This is a genomic window from Amycolatopsis magusensis (assembly GCF_017875555.1).
Classification (GTDB): domain Bacteria; phylum Actinomycetota; class Actinomycetes; order Mycobacteriales; family Pseudonocardiaceae; genus Amycolatopsis; species Amycolatopsis magusensis.
Map to the genome: position 1 here is coordinate 8,961,137 of NZ_JAGGMS010000001.1, position 16,705 is coordinate 8,977,841.

17 protein-coding genes and 1 pseudogene are annotated in these 16,705 nt (G+C 70.7%); 5 read left to right on the forward strand and 13 right to left on the reverse strand.

Annotated elements, in window-relative coordinates; translation table 11 throughout:
* The first annotated feature begins 110 nt into the window (after window positions 1-110).
* Window positions 111-767: an RNA polymerase sigma factor ShbA gene (shbA, locus tag JOM49_RS40345; RefSeq protein WP_209669844.1), complete on the forward strand. Its 657-nt coding sequence runs from the start codon at window positions 111-113 to the stop codon at window positions 765-767.
* Here the strand turns inward: shbA and JOM49_RS40350 are convergent.
* The 4 genes from JOM49_RS40350 to JOM49_RS40365 are packed head-to-tail and all read right to left on the reverse strand — an operon-like array spanning window position 745 to window position 4,263.
* Window positions 745-1,614 (reverse strand): 5-oxoprolinase subunit C family protein, encoded by an 870-nt coding sequence (locus JOM49_RS40350; protein WP_209669846.1) that lies wholly within the window; start codon window positions 1,612-1,614, stop codon window positions 745-747. The genes shbA and JOM49_RS40350 overlap by 23 nt on opposite strands.
* A complete protein-coding gene (locus JOM49_RS40355; RefSeq protein WP_209672212.1) occupies window positions 1,611-2,219 on the reverse strand; it encodes a 5-oxoprolinase subunit B family protein in 609 nt (202 codons plus the stop codon). The genes JOM49_RS40350 and JOM49_RS40355 overlap by 4 nt, the downstream gene beginning before the upstream one ends.
* Complete coding sequence (locus tag JOM49_RS40360; protein ID WP_209669848.1) at window positions 2,219-3,019, reverse strand: putative hydro-lyase; 801 nt, start codon at window positions 3,017-3,019, stop codon at window positions 2,219-2,221. Before JOM49_RS40360 ends, JOM49_RS40355 begins: the two co-directional genes overlap by 1 nt.
* Window positions 3,016-4,263 (reverse strand): MFS transporter, encoded by a 1,248-nt coding sequence (locus JOM49_RS40365; RefSeq protein WP_209669850.1) that lies wholly within the window; start codon window positions 4,261-4,263, stop codon window positions 3,016-3,018. The genes JOM49_RS40360 and JOM49_RS40365 overlap by 4 nt, the downstream gene beginning before the upstream one ends.
* A 186-nt stretch (window positions 4,264-4,449) precedes the next feature.
* On the opposite strand from JOM49_RS40365, the gene JOM49_RS40370 reads away from it, so the two are divergent.
* A complete protein-coding gene (locus JOM49_RS40370; RefSeq protein ID WP_209672214.1) occupies window positions 4,450-5,121 on the forward strand; it encodes a GntR family transcriptional regulator in 672 nt (223 codons plus the stop codon).
* A gap of 107 nt (window positions 5,122-5,228) precedes the next feature.
* Window positions 5,229-6,046 (forward strand): annotated as a pseudogene (locus tag JOM49_RS40375) (IS5 family transposase).
* A gap of 299 nt (window positions 6,047-6,345) precedes the next feature.
* Here JOM49_RS40375 and JOM49_RS40380 read toward each other — a convergent pair.
* The 3 genes from JOM49_RS40380 to JOM49_RS40390 form a co-directional block, all read right to left on the reverse strand.
* Window positions 6,346-7,017: a LuxR C-terminal-related transcriptional regulator gene (locus JOM49_RS40380; RefSeq protein WP_209669852.1), complete on the reverse strand. Its 672-nt coding sequence runs from the start codon at window positions 7,015-7,017 to the stop codon at window positions 6,346-6,348.
* A complete protein-coding gene (locus tag JOM49_RS40385; RefSeq protein ID WP_209669854.1) occupies window positions 7,014-7,589 on the reverse strand; it encodes a sensor histidine kinase in 576 nt (191 codons plus the stop codon). The genes JOM49_RS40380 and JOM49_RS40385 overlap by 4 nt, the downstream gene beginning before the upstream one ends.
* 277 nt (window positions 7,590-7,866) lie before the next feature.
* Complete coding sequence (locus JOM49_RS40390) at window positions 7,867-9,063, reverse strand: erythromycin esterase family protein (protein WP_209669856.1); 1,197 nt, start codon at window positions 9,061-9,063, stop codon at window positions 7,867-7,869.
* A 31-nt stretch (window positions 9,064-9,094) separates the two neighbouring features.
* Between JOM49_RS40390 and JOM49_RS40395 the strand changes: the two genes are divergently transcribed.
* Complete coding sequence (locus JOM49_RS40395) at window positions 9,095-9,697, forward strand: TetR/AcrR family transcriptional regulator (protein WP_209669858.1); 603 nt, start codon at window positions 9,095-9,097, stop codon at window positions 9,695-9,697.
* On the opposite strand, the gene recG is transcribed toward JOM49_RS40395, so the two are convergent.
* Window positions 9,694-11,850, reverse strand: coding sequence for an ATP-dependent DNA helicase RecG (recG, locus tag JOM49_RS40400; protein ID WP_209669860.1), 2,157 nt, complete (start codon window positions 11,848-11,850; stop codon window positions 9,694-9,696). The genes JOM49_RS40395 and recG overlap by 4 nt on opposite strands.
* A gap of 5 nt (window positions 11,851-11,855) precedes the next feature.
* Window positions 11,856-13,439, reverse strand: a complete 1,584-nt coding sequence (locus tag JOM49_RS40405) for a DAK2 domain-containing protein (RefSeq protein ID WP_209669862.1) — start codon at window positions 13,437-13,439, stop codon at window positions 11,856-11,858.
* Between the two features lie 141 nt (window positions 13,440-13,580).
* Between JOM49_RS40405 and rpmB the strand changes: the two genes are divergently transcribed.
* A complete protein-coding gene (gene rpmB / locus JOM49_RS40410) occupies window positions 13,581-13,772 on the forward strand; it encodes a 50S ribosomal protein L28 (RefSeq protein ID WP_153030126.1) in 192 nt (63 codons plus the stop codon).
* Between the two features lie 149 nt (window positions 13,773-13,921).
* Here rpmB and JOM49_RS40415 read toward each other — a convergent pair whose 3' ends face one another.
* The 4 genes from JOM49_RS40415 to JOM49_RS40430 are packed head-to-tail and all read right to left on the reverse strand — an operon-like array spanning window position 13,922 to window position 16,644.
* Window positions 13,922-14,599 carry a uracil-DNA glycosylase gene (locus tag JOM49_RS40415; protein ID WP_209669864.1) on the reverse strand — a complete coding sequence of 226 codons (678 nt, stop codon included), beginning with the start codon at window positions 14,597-14,599 and terminating at the stop codon, window positions 13,922-13,924.
* Between the two features lie 48 nt (window positions 14,600-14,647).
* Entirely contained in the window at window positions 14,648-15,169 is a 522-nt protein-coding gene (locus JOM49_RS40420; protein ID WP_209669865.1) for a gamma carbonic anhydrase family protein, read from the reverse strand.
* 13 nt (window positions 15,170-15,182) lie between these two features.
* Window positions 15,183-15,659 (reverse strand): GNAT family N-acetyltransferase, encoded by a 477-nt coding sequence (locus JOM49_RS40425; RefSeq protein ID WP_209669867.1) that lies wholly within the window; start codon window positions 15,657-15,659, stop codon window positions 15,183-15,185.
* Window positions 15,660-15,669: 10 nt separating this feature from the next.
* Window positions 15,670-16,644 carry a thiamine-phosphate kinase gene (locus JOM49_RS40430; protein ID WP_209669869.1) on the reverse strand — a complete coding sequence of 325 codons (975 nt, stop codon included), beginning with the start codon at window positions 16,642-16,644 and terminating at the stop codon, window positions 15,670-15,672.
* Between the last annotated feature and the right edge of the window lie 61 nt (window positions 16,645-16,705).

The window sequence follows — 16,705 nt, forward strand, 5'->3', positions numbered from 1 at the left end:
CCTGACAATGACTCTCAGCAGGGGCGGTTGACTCGGCGATTAATCGAGTTTGTCGGGTCCATCGGCTGAGCCGGACAACAGCAGACCGTTGCGAAGGAATGGGCGGGCGAATGACCACGAGCTTGGACTCGACGACGCGGGGCACCGAGGGGCCCGCGACGCCGAAGACGGTCCAGCAGAACGCGAGCCACTATCCGCGGCTGACCAAGGAGGACCTGGACCCCTTGGTCCGGCTGGCCGCCAAGGGCGACCGGGACGCGATGGACGGCCTGCTCGCCGCGCTGAAACCGGTGGTCACGCGCTACTGCCGGGCTCGGCTCGGTGGCCGGGACCTGTCGTACTTCTCGGCCGACGACATCTCCCAGGAGGTGTGCGTCGCGGTGCTCAAGGCGCTGCCGCAGTACCAGGACCGGGGCGGTTCCTTCCTCTACCTGGTGCACGCGATCGCGGCGAACAAGGTCGCCGACGCCTTCCGCGCGGTCTCCCGCGACCGCTGCGAGCCGGTGTCCGACCTGCCGGAGCGCTCCAGCACCGACAACGAGCCGGAGAAGCACGCGCTCGACGTCGACCTCGGCGAACGGCTCAACCGCCTGATCCGCACACTGCCCCGGGTGCAGCAGGAGATCGTCATCCTGCGCGTGGCCGTCGGCCTGACCGCCGCCGAGACCGCGGAGGCGGTCGGCCTCAAGGCAGGCAACGTGCGCACCACCCAGCACCGCGCGCTGCAGAAGCTGCGCGAGCTGATCACCCTGGAAGGCGACTTCTGACGAACCTGAGCCGGGTGCCGGGCCGCGCCTGCGCGGCTCCGCCGAGGTCCTCTTCCGCGACCACCGCCACCACCGGGTAACCCCCGGTCACCGGGTGGTCGGCGAGGAAGAGGATCGGCTGGCCCGAAGGCGGGACCTGCACCGCCCCGGGTGCCGCCGGCTCCGACGGCACCTCCCCCGACTTGGCCCGGCGCAACACCGGCCCGTCGAGCCGCAGCCCGACGCGGTTGCTCTGGGCCGACACCGCGTACCGCCCGGACAACAGCGTGCCGAGCGCGTCTTCGGTGAAGAAATCCAGTCGTGGCCCCGGAACCAGCCGCAACACCGGCTCGTCCTGGATGGCCGCGCACGGCGCCTGGTCGACGACGGGCCAGGCGAGCACCCGATGGCCGACCGGCAGCGTGGTGCCCGCCGCGAGCGGCGCCGGTCCGAGCCCCGACAACGTGTCCGTCCCACGACCGCCGAGCACCGGCGGCACCTCGATCCCGCCGCGCACCGCCAGATACGTCCGCAGGCCGCGATCCGGCACACCGAGCCGCAGTTCTTCCCCCGCACCAACGAAAACCGGGGCGTTCGGGCCGATCGCGCGGCCGCCGAGCCGAGCCGGGCCGACCGCTCCGGTGAGCGCGATCAGCACCGGGCCGTCGAACCGGACGGCCAGCCCGCCGAAAGTCGCCTCCACCGCGGCGTTTCCCTCGGGATTGCCGACGAGCCGGTTCGCCAGGCGCAGCGCGTCGCGGTCGGCCGCGCCGGACCGGCCGACGCCGAGCGCGGTGTACCCCGGCCTGCCGAGGTCCTGCACGGTGGCGAACAGGCCCGGCGTCAGCACTTCGAGTTTCGCGGTCATGTCGCGGTGAAGCGCACGGTGGTGCCGGGCGCGAGCAGGTTCGGCGGTTCGCGTTCGGTGTCCCACACGGCCAGCGGGGTGTGCCCGAGCAGGTGCCAGCCGCCGGGTGACGGGTGCGGGTAGACCGCCGCGTACTCCCCGGCCACCGCGACCGCGCCGGCCGGCACGCGCACCCGCGGGTTGCTGCGCCTCGGCAGGTGCAGCAGCGGGTCCAGCCCGGTCAGGTAGCCGAAGCCCGGCGCGAAACCGCAGAAGGCGACCCGGTATTCGGCGCCGGTGTGCCGCTCGACCACCTCGGCCTCGGTCAGCCCGGTCGCCGAGGCCACTTCGGCGAGGTCCTCACCGTCGTAGCGGACCGGCACCACCAGCTCGTCGCCATGATGGCTCGGCGACGGCTCCAGCGGACGGCCGCTGAGCTGCTCGACCAGCCGCTCGAAGGTGGTGCGGCCGGGGTCGAACCGCACGAGCACGGTCCGCGCGGCCGGCACCACCTCCTCCACCCCCTCGGGCGGATCGGCGGCCAGCGCCGCGTCGAGCCCGAGCACCTCGGCGGCGCCGGGGAGGTCGACCAGCGCCGCGCGGGTGCCGTACCGGTGGACCCGGATCACCGGCGGCCGACCCGGTACTCGTCGTCGCGGCGATCGGTGATCAGCATGTGCCCCGGTGCGTGCGTGATGGCGAACGGCGGTTTCGACGCCATCAGCGCCGCCTGCGGGGTGACGCCGCACGCCCAGAACACCGGCACGTCACCGGGTTCGGCCCGGACGGGGTCACCGAAGTCGGGCTTGCCGAGGTCGGCGATGCCGAGCGCGCCGGGGTCGCCGACGTGCACCGGCGCGCCGTGCACCGCGGGCATCTCCGAGGTGATGCGGATGGCGTCGTCCACCTGGTGCTCCGGGATCTGCCGCATGGACACCACCATCGGCCCGTGCAACCGGCCCGCCGGGCGGCACTGGCGGTTGGTCACGTACATCGCCACGTTGCGGCCCTGTTCGACGTGCCGCAGCGGAATGCCCTCCGCGGCGAGCGCGGTCTCGAAGGAGAAGCTGCAGCCGATCGAGAAGGCGACGAGGTCGCTGCGCCAGTACCGCGTGGCGTCGGTGACCTCCGCGCGCAGCCTGCCGTTCTCCCAGATCCGGTACCGCGGCAGGTCGCGGCGCAGGTCCGCGCCGGGCGCCAGCACGGTCGACGGGTCGCCGGGATCGCTGACGTCGAGCACCGGGCACGGCTGTTCGTTGCGCTGGCAGAACAACAGCACGTCGTAGGCCCAGTTCTTGCGCACCGCGATCAGGTTCGTCTGCGTGTAACCCGCGGCCCAGCCGGTGGTCGGTGCCTGCACACCGGCGCGGAAACTCGCCCGCGCCCGTGCCGGGTCCAGCATCCCTGGTTCGTCCACAATGGTCATACCAGCTCCCTCCCCCGGGTTTCCGGCAGGCCCAGCAGGGCCAGTACCGCGACGCCGTAACCGACCGCGCCGAACACCATCGCCCCGCCGGCGCCGAGAAAACCGACCACCCCGGGGAAAACGGCGCCGACCGCGCGGCCGAAGTTGTAGGTGAAGCCCTGCCCGGTGCCGCGTTGCGCGGTCGGGTACAGCTCGGCGAGGAAGGCGCCGAAGCCGCTGAAGATGGCCGACATGGAGAAGCCGAGCGGGAAACCGAGCAGCATCACCAGGGTGTTGGCGCCATGCGGGATCTGCGTGTAGGCCACGATCAGCACCGCCGACAGCCCGGCGAAGAGCACGAAGGTCCGCTTGCGCCCCAGCAGGTCGGTCAGGTAACCGCCGCAGACGTAGCCGATGAACGCGCCGGAGATCAGGAAGACGTAGTAGCCGCCGGTGTTGATCACGGTCAGCCCGCGGGTGGTGCGCAGGTACGACGGCAGCCAGGTGGCCAGCGTGTAGTAACCGCCCTGCACGCCGGTGGCGAACAACGACGCGATCAGCGTGGTGCGCAGGAGGTCGCCGCGGAAGATCTGGGCGAACGAGCCGCGTTTCTCGGTGCTCTCCCGGCGTTGCGTGGCTTCGTCGGCGTCGGTGACGTTCTTGCGCACCCAGATGATCAGGATCGCCGGGATGACGCCGGTCCAGAACATGATGCGCCAGGCCATGTCGTCGCCGGTGACGGTGAAGACCACGGTGTAGACGACCACCGAGAGGCCCCAGCCCACCGCCCACGCGCTCTGCACGAAGGCGACCGTGCGGCCGCGGTAACGCGAGCGGGCGTACTCGGCGACGAGGATGGCGCCCGCGGCCCATTCACCGCCGAAGCCGAGGCCCTGGAGGGCGCGGAACACGAGCAGGGTCTCGAAGTTCGGCGCGAAGCCGCAGAGGACGGTGAACACGGTGTAGGTGGCCACGGTCAACTGGAGCGTGCGGACCCGGCCAATGCGGTCGGCCAGGATGCCCGCTCCGGCGCCGCCGATCGCCGAGACGACCAGCGTCGTGGTGCTGAGGAGGCCGGCTGTGCCGGGGGTCAGGCCGAAGTAGGCGATGATCGCGCTCAGGCTGAGCGGCAGGACCCAGTAGTCGTACGAGTCGAGCCCGTAGCCGCCGAACGCGCCGACGAAGGCGCGCCTGCCGCGCGGGCCGAGTGTGCGGTACCAGGCGAACGGTCGGGTGTCCTCGGCGGTTGGAGCGGTCGCATCCATCACGCACCTCGCTCGGGTCGGGTGTCGGTCCAGGGAAACACAGGTGAGCTGGGACACAAGGTAGGCTATTGTTGAACAATCCCACAAGAGGTTCGGAGGATAATCCTCAGGTAGTTTGAGCGTATCGTTCACTGGACCTGCGGTAGGCTGATCCTCGTGGTCATCGCAGACAGCAGCGGCAGCTCCATGGGGCTGGCCGCGGACCGGGGCCTCCTCGGCCGGACGAGCACGGCCGAGCGCGTGGCCGATGTGCTGCGCACGCGGATCTCGGAGGGATACTTCCTGCCCGGTGCCCGGCTCTCGGAACACGACATCGGGGCCGCGCTGGGGGTCTCGCGGAACACCCTGCGGGAGGCTTTCCGCCTGCTCACGCACGAACGGCTGTTGTCGCACGAGCTGAACCGGGGCGTTTTCGTCCGGATGCTGAGCTTGGACGACGTGGTGGACCTGTACCGCGTGCGCAAGGTGATCGAATGCGCCGCCGTGCGGAACGCGGTGAACCCGGACCTCTCACGCCTGGAAAGCGCGGTCGGCGACGGCCTGCTCGCCGAACGACGGGAGGGCTGGCGCGACCTCGGCACCGCGAACATCCACTTCCACCAGGCGCTCGCGTCGCTCACCGCCAGCCCGCGCATCGACGAACTGATGCAAGGAATCTTCGCCGAGCTGCGACTGGTGTTCCACGTGATGACCGATCCGCGGGAGTTCCACCAGCCGTACCTGCTGCGCAACGAAGAGATCCTGCAACTCCTGCGCGAGGGTGAGAACCGGCGCGCGGAGGCAGCACTGGCCCGCTACCTGAACGACGCCGAACACCAACTGGTCAAGGCCTACTCAAGCCGCACCCCCACGGACTAGGGCGTGTCCTGCGGATCTTTTCCATGATCGTGTGCAGATGATGGTGTGTGGTCGGACGCGGTGAGCTGACAGATAAGGCCTGGGCAACGATCGCGCCGTTGCTGCCTGTGGAGACTGGTCGCAGGGGTGGGCGGTGGCGTAGTCACCGGCAGGTGATCAACGCGATCCTGTGGCATGAACGGACCGGTGCGCCGTGGCGTGACCTGCCGGAACGGTATGGGCCGTGGAAGACCGCTCATGAGCGGTTACGGAAGTGGACCGCGGACGGGACGTGGGACCGGATCCTGGAGCACGTGATCGTCAAAGACGACTCCCTCGGGACACTCGAGGACAACATCGAGTTTGTGATCAGTGTCGATTCCACGAGTGTGCGGGCGCATCAGCACGCGGCCGGCGCCCGGAAAAAAGGGGCTGCGCGGACTGGATCGAAGAGCTCGCCGTCGACGGAGAGTGCCTCGGGCGTTCCCGAGGCGGACTGACCACCAAACTCCACTTGGCTGTCGACGCCGCCGGTCTGCCGTTGGCGGTGATCCTCACGCCAGGGCAGGCCGGGGACAACCCGCAACTGCTTCCGCTGCTGGACGACATCCGTGACATCGAGGTGGACGGGCGGAAAGTACGGGTCGGGCGGGTGCTCGCCGACAAGGCCTACACCCACCCGAGCACCCGGAAGGCGCTGCGGGAGCGCAGGATCAAGGCCACCATTCCCGAACGTGCCGACCAGATCGCCCGCCGGAAGGCCAAGGGCAAGGCCGGTGGCAGGCCACCGGCCTTCGACCCTGACCTCTACAAGCTCCGCAACGTGGTCGAGCGCTGCTTCAACCGGCTCAAACAATTCCGTGGCTTGGCAACACGGTTCGCCAAACGAGCCGCCTACCACCGCGCCGAAATCATCCTCGCCTGCATCGTCCTGCACCTCCGATGAAGATCCCCAGGACACGCCCTAACCCCCTCGGCTTGGACACGAATGTGGCTTTGGGGGCGGATTCGGCCCCCAAAGCCACATTCGTGACACGGACCGGGGCGACAGAGCGCGGCTCGCTCCCCAGGCGCCCGACCCCCGAAGGGCTCGGAGCCACCGGAGCGCCCTAGCCGCGAAGGTGGCGCAAGGAGGCCGAAACCCGCGCCGGGAGCCGAGTCCGTGGCGGTCATCGGGGACACGAATGTGGCTTTCGGGGCGGGATTCGCCCCCAAAGCCACATTCGTGTCCCGGGTGGGGTCGGATCAGCCGGTGGCGGCGCCTCGGCGGCGGCGTCGGGTGTGGTGTTCGTCCAGCAGGGAGTACCGCACGGCCAGCGACGCGGCTTCCAGGCGCGAGTGCACGCCGAGTTTGCTCAGCAGCGCCTGGATGTGCGTGCGTACCGTGGTCGTCGCCACGCCGAGGCGGCTGACCATTTCGCTGGTGCTCAACCCCTCGACGAGCATCGCCAGGCATTCGCGTTCGCGGGCCGTCAGGTGCGCGGCCAGCCGCATGGCTTCGGCGGAGCCTCGCGAGCGCAGGGCCGAGCGTTCCGAAGCGACGTGCACGACCACCTCCCCGGCGACGACGCTCCGCAGGGCGGCAGTCAGCGTCGCCACCCCGCACGTCTTCTGCACGTACCCCGCCGCGCCGCCGGCGAGGGCGCGGTGCAGGCCGTCGTCGTCCTGGTCGGCGGTGAGCACCACCACCTTGGTCGCCGGGCGCGCCGCCCGGATGTCGGTGAGGCGGTCCAGGGCGTCACCGTCGACGAAGCGGCGGTCCAGCAGGCAGACGTCCGGCTGGTGCCGCCGGATCGCGCCCGGGATGTCCGCCATGGTGCCGATCACCCCCAGCACCTGGAACTCGTGGCTCAACACGGACGCCAGCGCGTCGGAAAACAACGCGTGGTCGTCGCAGAGCAGCAGGCTGATGTTCATTCCGTTCCCCCCTCGGCCCCGAACAGCAGCCGGACACGGGTGCCCTCCGCACCGGAGGACACCACCTGAAAACCGCAGCGGCACGCCTCGGCGAGCCGCTCGACGATGCCGAGCCCCAGCGAAGCCCAGCCGGACGGGCCGGCGCCGAACCCCGGCCCGTCGTCGGCGACCTCGACGGTGATCAGCCCGTCGTCCTCCCGGACGGACACCTCCACCCGGCCACCCGGTCCCGCCGCCCGCACGGCGTTGTCGACCAGGTTCGTGATCATCCGCCACAGCAGCGATTCGTCCACCATCAGCGAAACCGCCGCCCCGGGCCGCACCACCACCGACGTCTCACCGGCCAGTGAAACCAGCGAAACGATCTGCTGCAGCACTTCGCGGACGTCGACCACGGACGCCCGCGGCCGGTCCCCGGAGGCCATCGCGTGGCGGACCATGCCGAGCAGCCGGTGCGTCTCCTGGTCGATGGCGTCCACCCGCTGCCGCGTCCCCGGCGGCAGCGTCGCCTCCCCCCGCACCGCCTCCACCAGGAACGACAGGGTCGCCAGGCTGTGCCCGAGATCGTGCAAGAACTCCCGCGTGACCACGCCAGCCGGCCGAGCGTCCGGGCTGGGGCCCCCAGTGGCCGCTTCCCCCGGCGATCGCTCCATCCTTCGCCTCCACTAGTCCCGTTTCACACGCACTCCGATCACTCAGTCGGGTTATTCCCATTGAACGTTGCACAACCCAGGCCGAACACCGGACAGTGGCCGAATATTTATCTACCCAACGTTATAGCGTGCCATCGCGGACGGTAACCGCTCGGTGGCGCCAATTCTCCGGCATCCAGGGGTGTACGGGGAATATTCAGAACCGGCAGACGCGCATCCGGGGGAAATAGGCCAGCGCGTCGAAAGCGAAGGGCACATCGGCGTGCACGGTCAGATGCGCGTGCCGAATGCCATGCGGGCGGTCCGCGGCGGCGCGCAACGGCCGGAGGTCGAGCAGGCCCGCCTCGGCGCCGACCAGGTGTTCTTCGATGCTCCCGGCTTCCGGAGCCCCGAGTTCCTGCTCGTACAGGCGGAAACCCAGGCGGCCTTCGGGATCGGGGCGCAGCCCGGTGGTGTGGCCGGTGCCCGCGGTCAGCGCCAGTGCGAAATATTCGTCGCCGAACTCGTCGGCCAGGTGGGCCCCCGCGGGCGCGTTGGTCACGCCGGGGATGAGACTGCTCGGGGTGCGCTGCAGATGTCCGTTGTGCAGCATCAGCAATATTTTCCGGTCCGGCCAGATTTCGCGCGCCAGGCGCACGGATTCCGCCATATAGCGGTCGCGCGACGCGCCCTGGACGGGTGTCGCCGAGCCGTTCATCGCGTCGAGCACTTCACGCAGATACGTGTCCACGCGCAGCGCGCCGCAGGCTTGGTGCAGCGCGATGGCGTGTGCCTGCGCGTCACCGCCTCGGCGCAGCACCGGCCCCGTTGACTCCAGATGGGCGACCAGCACGGCCAGTGCGGCGGTGGCCGCGTCGCGGTTTTCGCACTGCTGGTACAACCCCGGCGCGATGGCGCTGCTGACCGCGGAGTACGGCCGGGTCGCGGTCAGCGCATTGTCCACAAGGGACAGTGCGCCGGGGTCGGCGGCGAGCAGGTACTCCCGCACCGCGCGCAGGGCGGGCTCCGGCGAGCCCGCACTGCTGGGCACGTCCAGACCGAGGTATCGCACGTCTCCCCCGGCAGCCCCTCTTTCAGCAGCATTGTGCTCCCGCAGCCAGGTGAGCATGGTGTGCATCTCGGCGGAGTCGCCGAGTGAGAAGGTGAAGCCGTCGCGGCCGATGTCGGCGACCTCACCGGGCGCGCCGTGCAGCCAGGCGTCGGTCAGCCTGCCCTCCGCGTAGCCGGATTCGAAGCCGAGCACGCTGAAGCCGAGTTCGGTGACGAGCAGCCGCAGCACCCGGTCGCGATAGGCGCTGAACTCCTGGATGTGGTGGTTGTTCTCGCCGACGGCGACGATGCGGGCGTCACCGATCAGCTCGGGAAGGCGGTCGAACGGGCTGAGTCGTGGCATACTGGGCACACTAATGCAACTGGAGTAGCACTTGTCGACCGAATTGACCGGCAGCCGGCCCGGTGGGCGCACCGAACGCAACCGGGTCGCCGTGCTGACCGCCACCCTCGACGAACTGGCCGAGAAGGGTTATCCCGGCCTCACCGTGGACGCCGTGGCCGAACGCTCCGGGGTGCACAAGACCACGCTCTACCGCCGCTGGGGCTCGGCCGAGGGGCTGGTCGCCGCGGCACTGCTGTTCGGCATCGAACACCGCTGGGAGGTGCCGGACACCGGCTCGCTCGAAGGCGACCTCAGCGCGATGAACCGCGAGCTGACCACCTACTTCACCGATCCGGCGAAGTCGGCGCTGCCGCTGGCGTCGGTCGCGTCGTCCTTCCAGTCGGCCAAGGCCGCCGACTCGCTGCGCGAGTACTACGCCGACCGCCACGAGCGGGGTGCGGCGATGACCGTGCGCGCCATCGCCCGCGGCGAGGTCCCGGCGGACACCGATCCGGTCGAAGTGATGCGGCAGGCCGCCGCGCCGGTCTTCTACCGGTTGTTCATCAGCCGGGAGCCGATCGACTTCGCCATCGCCGACCGGGCCGCCCGCGCGGCCGTGCTCGCCGCGAAGGCCGGGGCTTTCGCCGTTTAGGACTTCTCCAGGTACTCCGCCCTTTCGGCATCGACCACCGTGGCGAGCATGCGCGCCAGCCCGCTGTGCTTCTCCAGCGCCGGGTCCTCGGTCACGATCTCCTGCGCGTAGGTGCGCGCCTCGGCGATGATCTCCTCGTCCCGCAGCAGGGACAGCAGCTTCAGCCCGGACCGCTTGCCCGACTGCGCCGAGCCGAGGATGTCGCCCTCCCGCCGGATTTCCAGGTCCAGCTGGGAGAGTTCGAAACCGTCCGTTGTGGACTCGACGGCATCAAGCCGCTCGCGCGTGGTGGTTCCCTCCAGCGCCTCGGTGACCAGCAGGCACAGCCCCGGCTTGGACCCGCGGCCGACACGGCCGCGCAGCTGGTGCAGCTGGCTGACGCCGAAGCGGTCAGCGTCCATGATCACCATCACCGTCGAGTTCGGCACGTTCACGCCGACCTCGATCACCGTGGTCGCCACCAGCACGTCGACCTTCCCGGCGGCGAAGGCGCGCATCACCGCGTCCTTCTCGTCCGGCGGCATCCGCCCGTGCAGCACGCCGACGGTCAGCCCCTGCAACGGCCCGGCCGCCAGTTCCTCGGCCACGTCGAGCACGGCCAGCGGCGGCCGCTTGTCACTCTTGTCCGACGCGGGCTCGTCACCGATGCGCGGGCAGACCACGTAGGCCTGGTTGCCCTTGCGCGCGTCCTCGGCGACCCTGTCCCACACCCGGTCCAGCCACTTCGGCTTCTCCGCCACCGGCACCACGGTGGTCGAGATCGGCGACCGCCCGGCGGGCATGTCACGCAGGGAAGCCGTTTCCAGGTCGCCGTAGACGGTCATCGCCACCGTGCGCGGGATCGGCGTCGCGGTCATCACCAGCACGTGCGGGCTGGTGCCGTCGGCCCCACGCGAGCGCAGCGCGTCCCGTTGCTCCACGCCGAAGCGGTGCTGCTCGTCGACCACCACGAGACCGAGGTCGGCGAAGGAAACCGTGTCCTGGATGAGCGCGTGCGTGCCGACCACGATGCCCGCCGCACCGCTCGCGGCGTCCAGCAACGCCTGCTTGCGTTCCTTGGCCGGCAGCGAACCGGTGAGCAGGGTGAGCTTGGTGGCGTTCTCCGCGGCGCCCAGCTCCCCGGCCTGCCCCAGGTCACCGAGCATGTCGCGCAACGAGCGCGCGTGCTGCGCGGCCAGCACCTCGGTGGGCGCGAGCATCGCGGCCTGCCGCCCGGAGTCGACCGCCTGCAGCATCGCCCGCAGCGCCACGATCGTCTTGCCGCTGCCGACCTCGCCCTGCAACAGCAGGTTCATCGGATGCTCCACCGAGAGCGACTCGGCGATCTTCGCGCCGACCTCGTGCTGCCCCGGTGTCAGCTCGAACGGCAGCCGCTGGTCGAAGGCTTCGAGGAGACCACCGGCCTTCGGCGCGCAGATCGGCGCCGGCCGCGTCACCGCGGAATGCCGCCGCTGCGCGAAGATCAGCTGGACGGACATGGCCTCGTCCCACTTCAGCCGCCGCTTCGCCGACTCCAGCCGCGGCCAGCTCTCCGGGCGGTGGATCTGGCGCAGCGCGTCGTGCAGCGACTCCAGCTTCTTGGCGGCGAGCAGTTCGGCGGGCATCGGGTCCTCGTCGACGTCGTCGAGGGTGTCCAGCACCTGGCGGACCGCCCGCGCGATCGCCCACGACTGGATGCCCTGCGCCGCCGGGTAGACCGGCATGATGCCGAGGAACTCGTCCATCACCGACTCGTGCAGGTCGTCGCCCTCGAGCAGTTCGTACTCGGGGTTGGCCAGCTGCAGGTTGTTCCGGAAGGCGGTCACCTTCCCGGCGAACAGCCCGGTCTTGTTGATCTTGAGTTCCCGCTCGCGGAACGCCTGGTTGAAGAAGGCCAGCTGCAGTTTGCGGCGGCCGTCGGTGATGGTGACCTCGAGGATGGTGCCGGCGCGGGCCCGCATCGTCCGCCGCAGCACCTTCTCGATCCTGGCCATCACGGTGACGTGCTCGCCGAGCTCCAGCCCGCCGATGTCGGTGAGCGAACCGCGCTCGTCGTACCGGCGCGGGTAGTGCCGCAGCAGGTCGGCGACGGTCTCGATGCCCAGCGAACCGGACAGCGCCTTGGCCGTCTTGGCGCCCAGCAACGGCGTCAGCTTGTCGTCAAGGACGGTCATCTTCCCTACTCCACCCCGATCAACAGCACGGCGTCGGTCTGCCGTCCGGAATAGCACACCAGTTCGACCTCCGGGTGCTCGCCCCGCAGCCAGCCCGTCAGCACCTCTTCGACGTCCGGCGGCGCGTCCACCCCGGTGACCACGGTGACCAGCTCCCCGCCCGGCCCGAGCAGCCGGGCCAGCACGGTGATCGCCGCCTCCAGCAGGTTCGCCTCGGCAGCCGGTTCGATCCGCACCACCTCGCCGTCGACCAGGCCCAGCACATCACCCGCCTGCGCGCGGCCGACCACCGAAAGCGCCTCACCACTGGCGAAGAGCACCTCTCCGCGGCGGGTCGCGGCGGCGGCCTCCGCCATCGCCACCACGTCGTCGTTGGTGCGCCGGGCCGGGTCGTGCACGGCCAGCGCGGCCAGCACCTGCACCGGCGAGGCACACGGGATGACCACCACGTCCCGGTCGCCGGCCATCGCGTGCCCGGCGGCGTTGTCGGCGACCGTGGTCAGGTCGGGACCACCGGCCAGCACGGTGACGTGGTTGCCGGTGGTCTCGGTGATCAGGCCGAGCATTTCCTCCACGCTCGGTACTGAACCAGCGGGCACCGACAAAACCGCGACGTTCTCCGCCCTGATCACTTCCGCGAGCCCCTCGCCGCGCACCACCACGACCACCGTGCGGTCGAGCCCGCCACCCGGTTGCAGCGGCGCCGGGGTGAGGAGCGGCTCCACCCGGATCCGGCGCGGGCGGCCCGCGTCCAGCGCGGCTTCGATGGCGGCGCCGATGTCCGCGCAGTGCACGTGGACCGCGTGGGACCCGGCGCCGTCGGCGGCCACGGTGACGCTGTCGCCGAGTCCGCTGAGCGCCTTGCGCAACACCGGCAGCGCGGCTTCTTCCGCGTCTTCGAGCAGGAACATCACCTCCCACGCGTACAGCGCGGGTTCGCCGTGCCCGTGGCCGTGCGCGGTGAGCGGGTGGTCGTGGGCGTGCTCGGTGCCGGTGACCACTTCGAGCAGCGCGTCCAGCACCGCCACCACCCCGCGCCCGCCCGCGTCGACCACACCGGCGCGCGCGAGCACGGGCAGCTGCTGCGGGGTGTGTTCGAGCGCCTCGGCGGCGGCTTCGGCGGCGGTGCGCGCGACCTCGTCGAGGTCACCGGAGGCACACGAGACGGCGGCGTTCACCGCGTGCAGCACGCTCAACATGGTGCCCGCGACCGGGCGGGCGACCGCGCCGGTGGCCACCTCGTCGGCGTGCCCAAGGGCGGCGGCCAGCGCGGGGCCGTCGACCGTGCGGTCCGCCAGCGCCTCCGCGAGCCCGCGCAGCACCTGGGACAGGATCACCCCGGAGTTGCCCTTCGCCGCGGCGACCGCGCCCTTGGCCAGCACGGCCAGTGCCTCACCCGCGCTCCCGGGCGGCGGCGCGTCGTTCAGCGCGTGCCAGGCCCCCGAGACGGTGTGGTGCATGTTCGACCCGGTGTCGGAGTCCGCCACCGGGTAGACGTTGATGCCGTTGATCTCCGGTCGCAGCGCGTCCAGGCTGTGCACGCAGGCCGAGGCCCAGCGCCCGATCGCGGCGGCGTCCAACTCGCGCACCCCTGTAACCTCCTGACCTGGGTCCAGGCGAGGGTAGCGACCCCGTCCGGTCCGCCTCGGAACATACTGGTTACTATGGTCGAGTTGCCCGGCCGCCGTGCCGGGCGTGATTCGTCTTCGAATGATCCAAAGGAGTTCGACGTGGCTGCCGTGTGCGACGTCTGTGGCAAGGGACCCGGCTTCGGTAAGTCGGTCTCACACTCCCACCGGCGGACCAGTCGCCGGTGGAACCCGAACATCCAGACCGTGCACGCCAAGATCGGTCTGTCCCAGCGCAAGCGCCTCAACGTGTGCACCTCGTGCATCAAGGCCGGCAAGGTCGTGCGAGGCTGAGCCGAAAGGTTGGGTGGCGAGTGCTCGCGAAGAGCGCTCGCCATTTTTTTTCGTCTCAAAGTGCTTTTCTGGGGGCCAAGCCCCCAGACCCCGGCCAGGGGGCAAGCCCCCTGGACCCCCCGGCGGCGTGCCGGGGGGGAGGGCGGTCGTCACGGGAGTTTCCACTCCACTGGCTGGGCGCCCTGCTGGACGAGGAGTTCGTTCACCCGGCTGAACGGGCGTGAGCCGAAGAAGCCGTTGTGCGCCGAGAGCGGGCTCGGGTGCACGGATTCCACGCACGGCACGCCACCCAGCAGCGGCTTGAGCTTGCGGGCGTTGCTGCCCCAGAGGATCGCCACCAGCGGGCCGCCGCGTTCGGCCAGTGCCTTGATCGCCTGCTCGGTGACCACTTCCCAGCCCTTGCCCTGGTGCGAGTTCGGCTTGCCGGGCATCACCGTCAGCGCGCGGTTGAGCAACAGCACACCTTGCTCGGTCCACGGCGTCAGGTCCCCGTTGGTCGGCAGCGGGTGGCCGAGGTCCTCTGCGTACTCCTTGTAGATGTTCACCAGGCTCTTCGGCAGCGGCCGGACCTCCGGCGCGACGGCGAAGGACAGGCCGATCGCGTGGCCGGGGGTCGGGTACGGGTCCTGGCCGACGACGAGCACGCGCACCTCGTCGAACGGTTGCTTGAACGCCCGCAGGACGTTCTCCCCGGCCGGGAGGTAGGTGCGCCCGGCGGCGATCTCCCCGCGGAGGAACTCCCCCATCGCGGCGATGTTGGACTCCACCGGGGCGAGGGCCTTCGCCCAGCCGGCTTCGACGATCTCGTGCAGCGGTCGTGCGGTCACGGCGGGCGACTCTATCGGCTGCGTCACACCATCGAGTCGGCGGGCCGCCTAGGAGAGCAGGCGGAGTTCGGTGCGGAAGCGGGCCGCGCGGCCGACATAGCTGGCCACCACGGCTTCGATCATCTCCGGGCCGAACGACTTGTTCTCCCGCGTCTTGGCGGGCACGCCCAGCGCGATCTCGCCCGAACCCACCTTCGAGCCGTATGACAGCACCGCTCCGGCGCCGACCATGCCGCCGTCCTCGATCTCGCTCCCGTTCAGCACCACCGAACCGGAGGCGATCAGGCAACCGGTGCCGATGATCGCGCCCTCGACGTGCACCGAGTGCCCCATCGCCGAAGACGGCCCGAGCACGGTCGGGTGCTGTTCGGTGCAGTGGATCACGCAGCCGTCCTGGACGTTGGAGCGTTCACCGATCTCGATGTGGCCGTTGTCCCCGCGCAGCACCGCCTGCGGCCACACCGAGGCGAACGCGCGGATCCGGACGTCGCCGATCAGCGTCGCGTCGGGGTGCACGTAGGCGTCGGGGTGGATGTCGGGCACCAGGTCGCCGAGTGCGTAGATCGCCACGGTCGTCCTCCCTTCAGCCGGTGAGCGACTTGCCGTAGTACCGGCTCTCCGCTTCACCGGCGTAGTAGCCGAAGCCGGCCATCTCCAGGTATCCGCTCGAGCGGTACAGCTCGATCGCCTCCGGCTGCTTGGTCCCGGTCTCCAGCACCATCCGCCGTCGCCCGGCGGCCAGCGCGGTGCGCTCGATCTCGGCGAGCATCGCACGCGCCAGCCCCCGGCCCCGCGCGGCTGTGACCACGAACATGCGCTTGATCTCGGCGTCACCGTCACGCAGCGCGCCGCCGTCGGCCTCGCGCACGCGCCAGGCGCCGGTGGCCACCGGGACCCCGTCGAGGTAGCCGACCAGGAACAGCCCGTTCGGCGGGGCGAACTCCTCCGGCCGCACCGGGGTGTCGTCCGGGGTGCCGTAGCGCACCACGTACTCCTGCTGCACCTCGGTGATCAGCTTCTGCGCGTCCGGATCGTCGTAGGCGGCCACACGGATTTCCACGACCGGCACCTTAACTGGTCTTCCAGTGCTCCCAACCGGCGTCGCCTCCGCTGTGCGGCTGCCCGTCCACCGTCACCCCGAACTCGGCCCTGGTCACCACGCCGATGCGGCGCCACCCGGCCGGCAGCTCCACGTTCGGCGGGAAGGCGGCGGCCAGCGCGTGGTCCTCGCCACCGGTGAGCACCCACCGCTGGGCGTCGGCGCCGAGCGCGGCGGCCACCTCCTGCAGCCGCTGGTCCGGCTGGAGCGCTTCGGTGCGCACGTCGATGCCGACCTCGGAAGCCGTCGCGATGTGCCCCAGATCGGCCAGCAGGCCGTCGGAGACGTCGATCATCGCGGTGGCACCCGCCGCGGCCGCCGCCGGTCCGGCCGCGTAGGGCGGCTCGGGGTAGCGCTGGGCGTTGACCACGCCGACCGGCGACCGGAAACCGCGGCCGAGCACCATCAGCCCCGCCGCCGCCCAGCCCAGCCGCCCGCAGACCGCGACCACGTCGCCCGGCCGGGCGCCCGATCTGGTCACCGGCGGCAGGCCGTTGAGGTCGCCGAGCGCGGTGATGCTCACCACCAGGGTCTCGGAGCGGACCACGTCCCCGCCGACCACGCCGACCCCGGCGCGCTCGGCCTCGGTCCACATGCCGTCGGTCAGCCGGGTCAGCACCGACGCCGGCAGGTCCCCCGGGCAGGCGAAGCCCACCAGCACCGAGGTGGGCAGCGCGCCCATCGCGGCGATGTCGGCCAGGTTCACCGCCACCGCCTTGCGGCCCACCTGCTCGGGCCCTGACCAGTCGAGCCGGAAGTGCACGCCCTGCACCAGCACGTCGGTGCTGACCACCACCCGGCCGTCGGGCGCGGCCACCAGCGCCCCGTCGTCACCCGGCCCGAGCAGCGTGAACGGCGGCTGCACCCGGTCCTGGGTGAGCGCCCGGATCAGGCCGAACTCACCCGTCTGCGCCACGGTCGTCGTCTCGGATGTGTCCCGCGGCACGCCGTTACCTCCTGACCTCAAATAGTCGGATCCCCTATCGTTCCCTTACTGGGGTACGTTC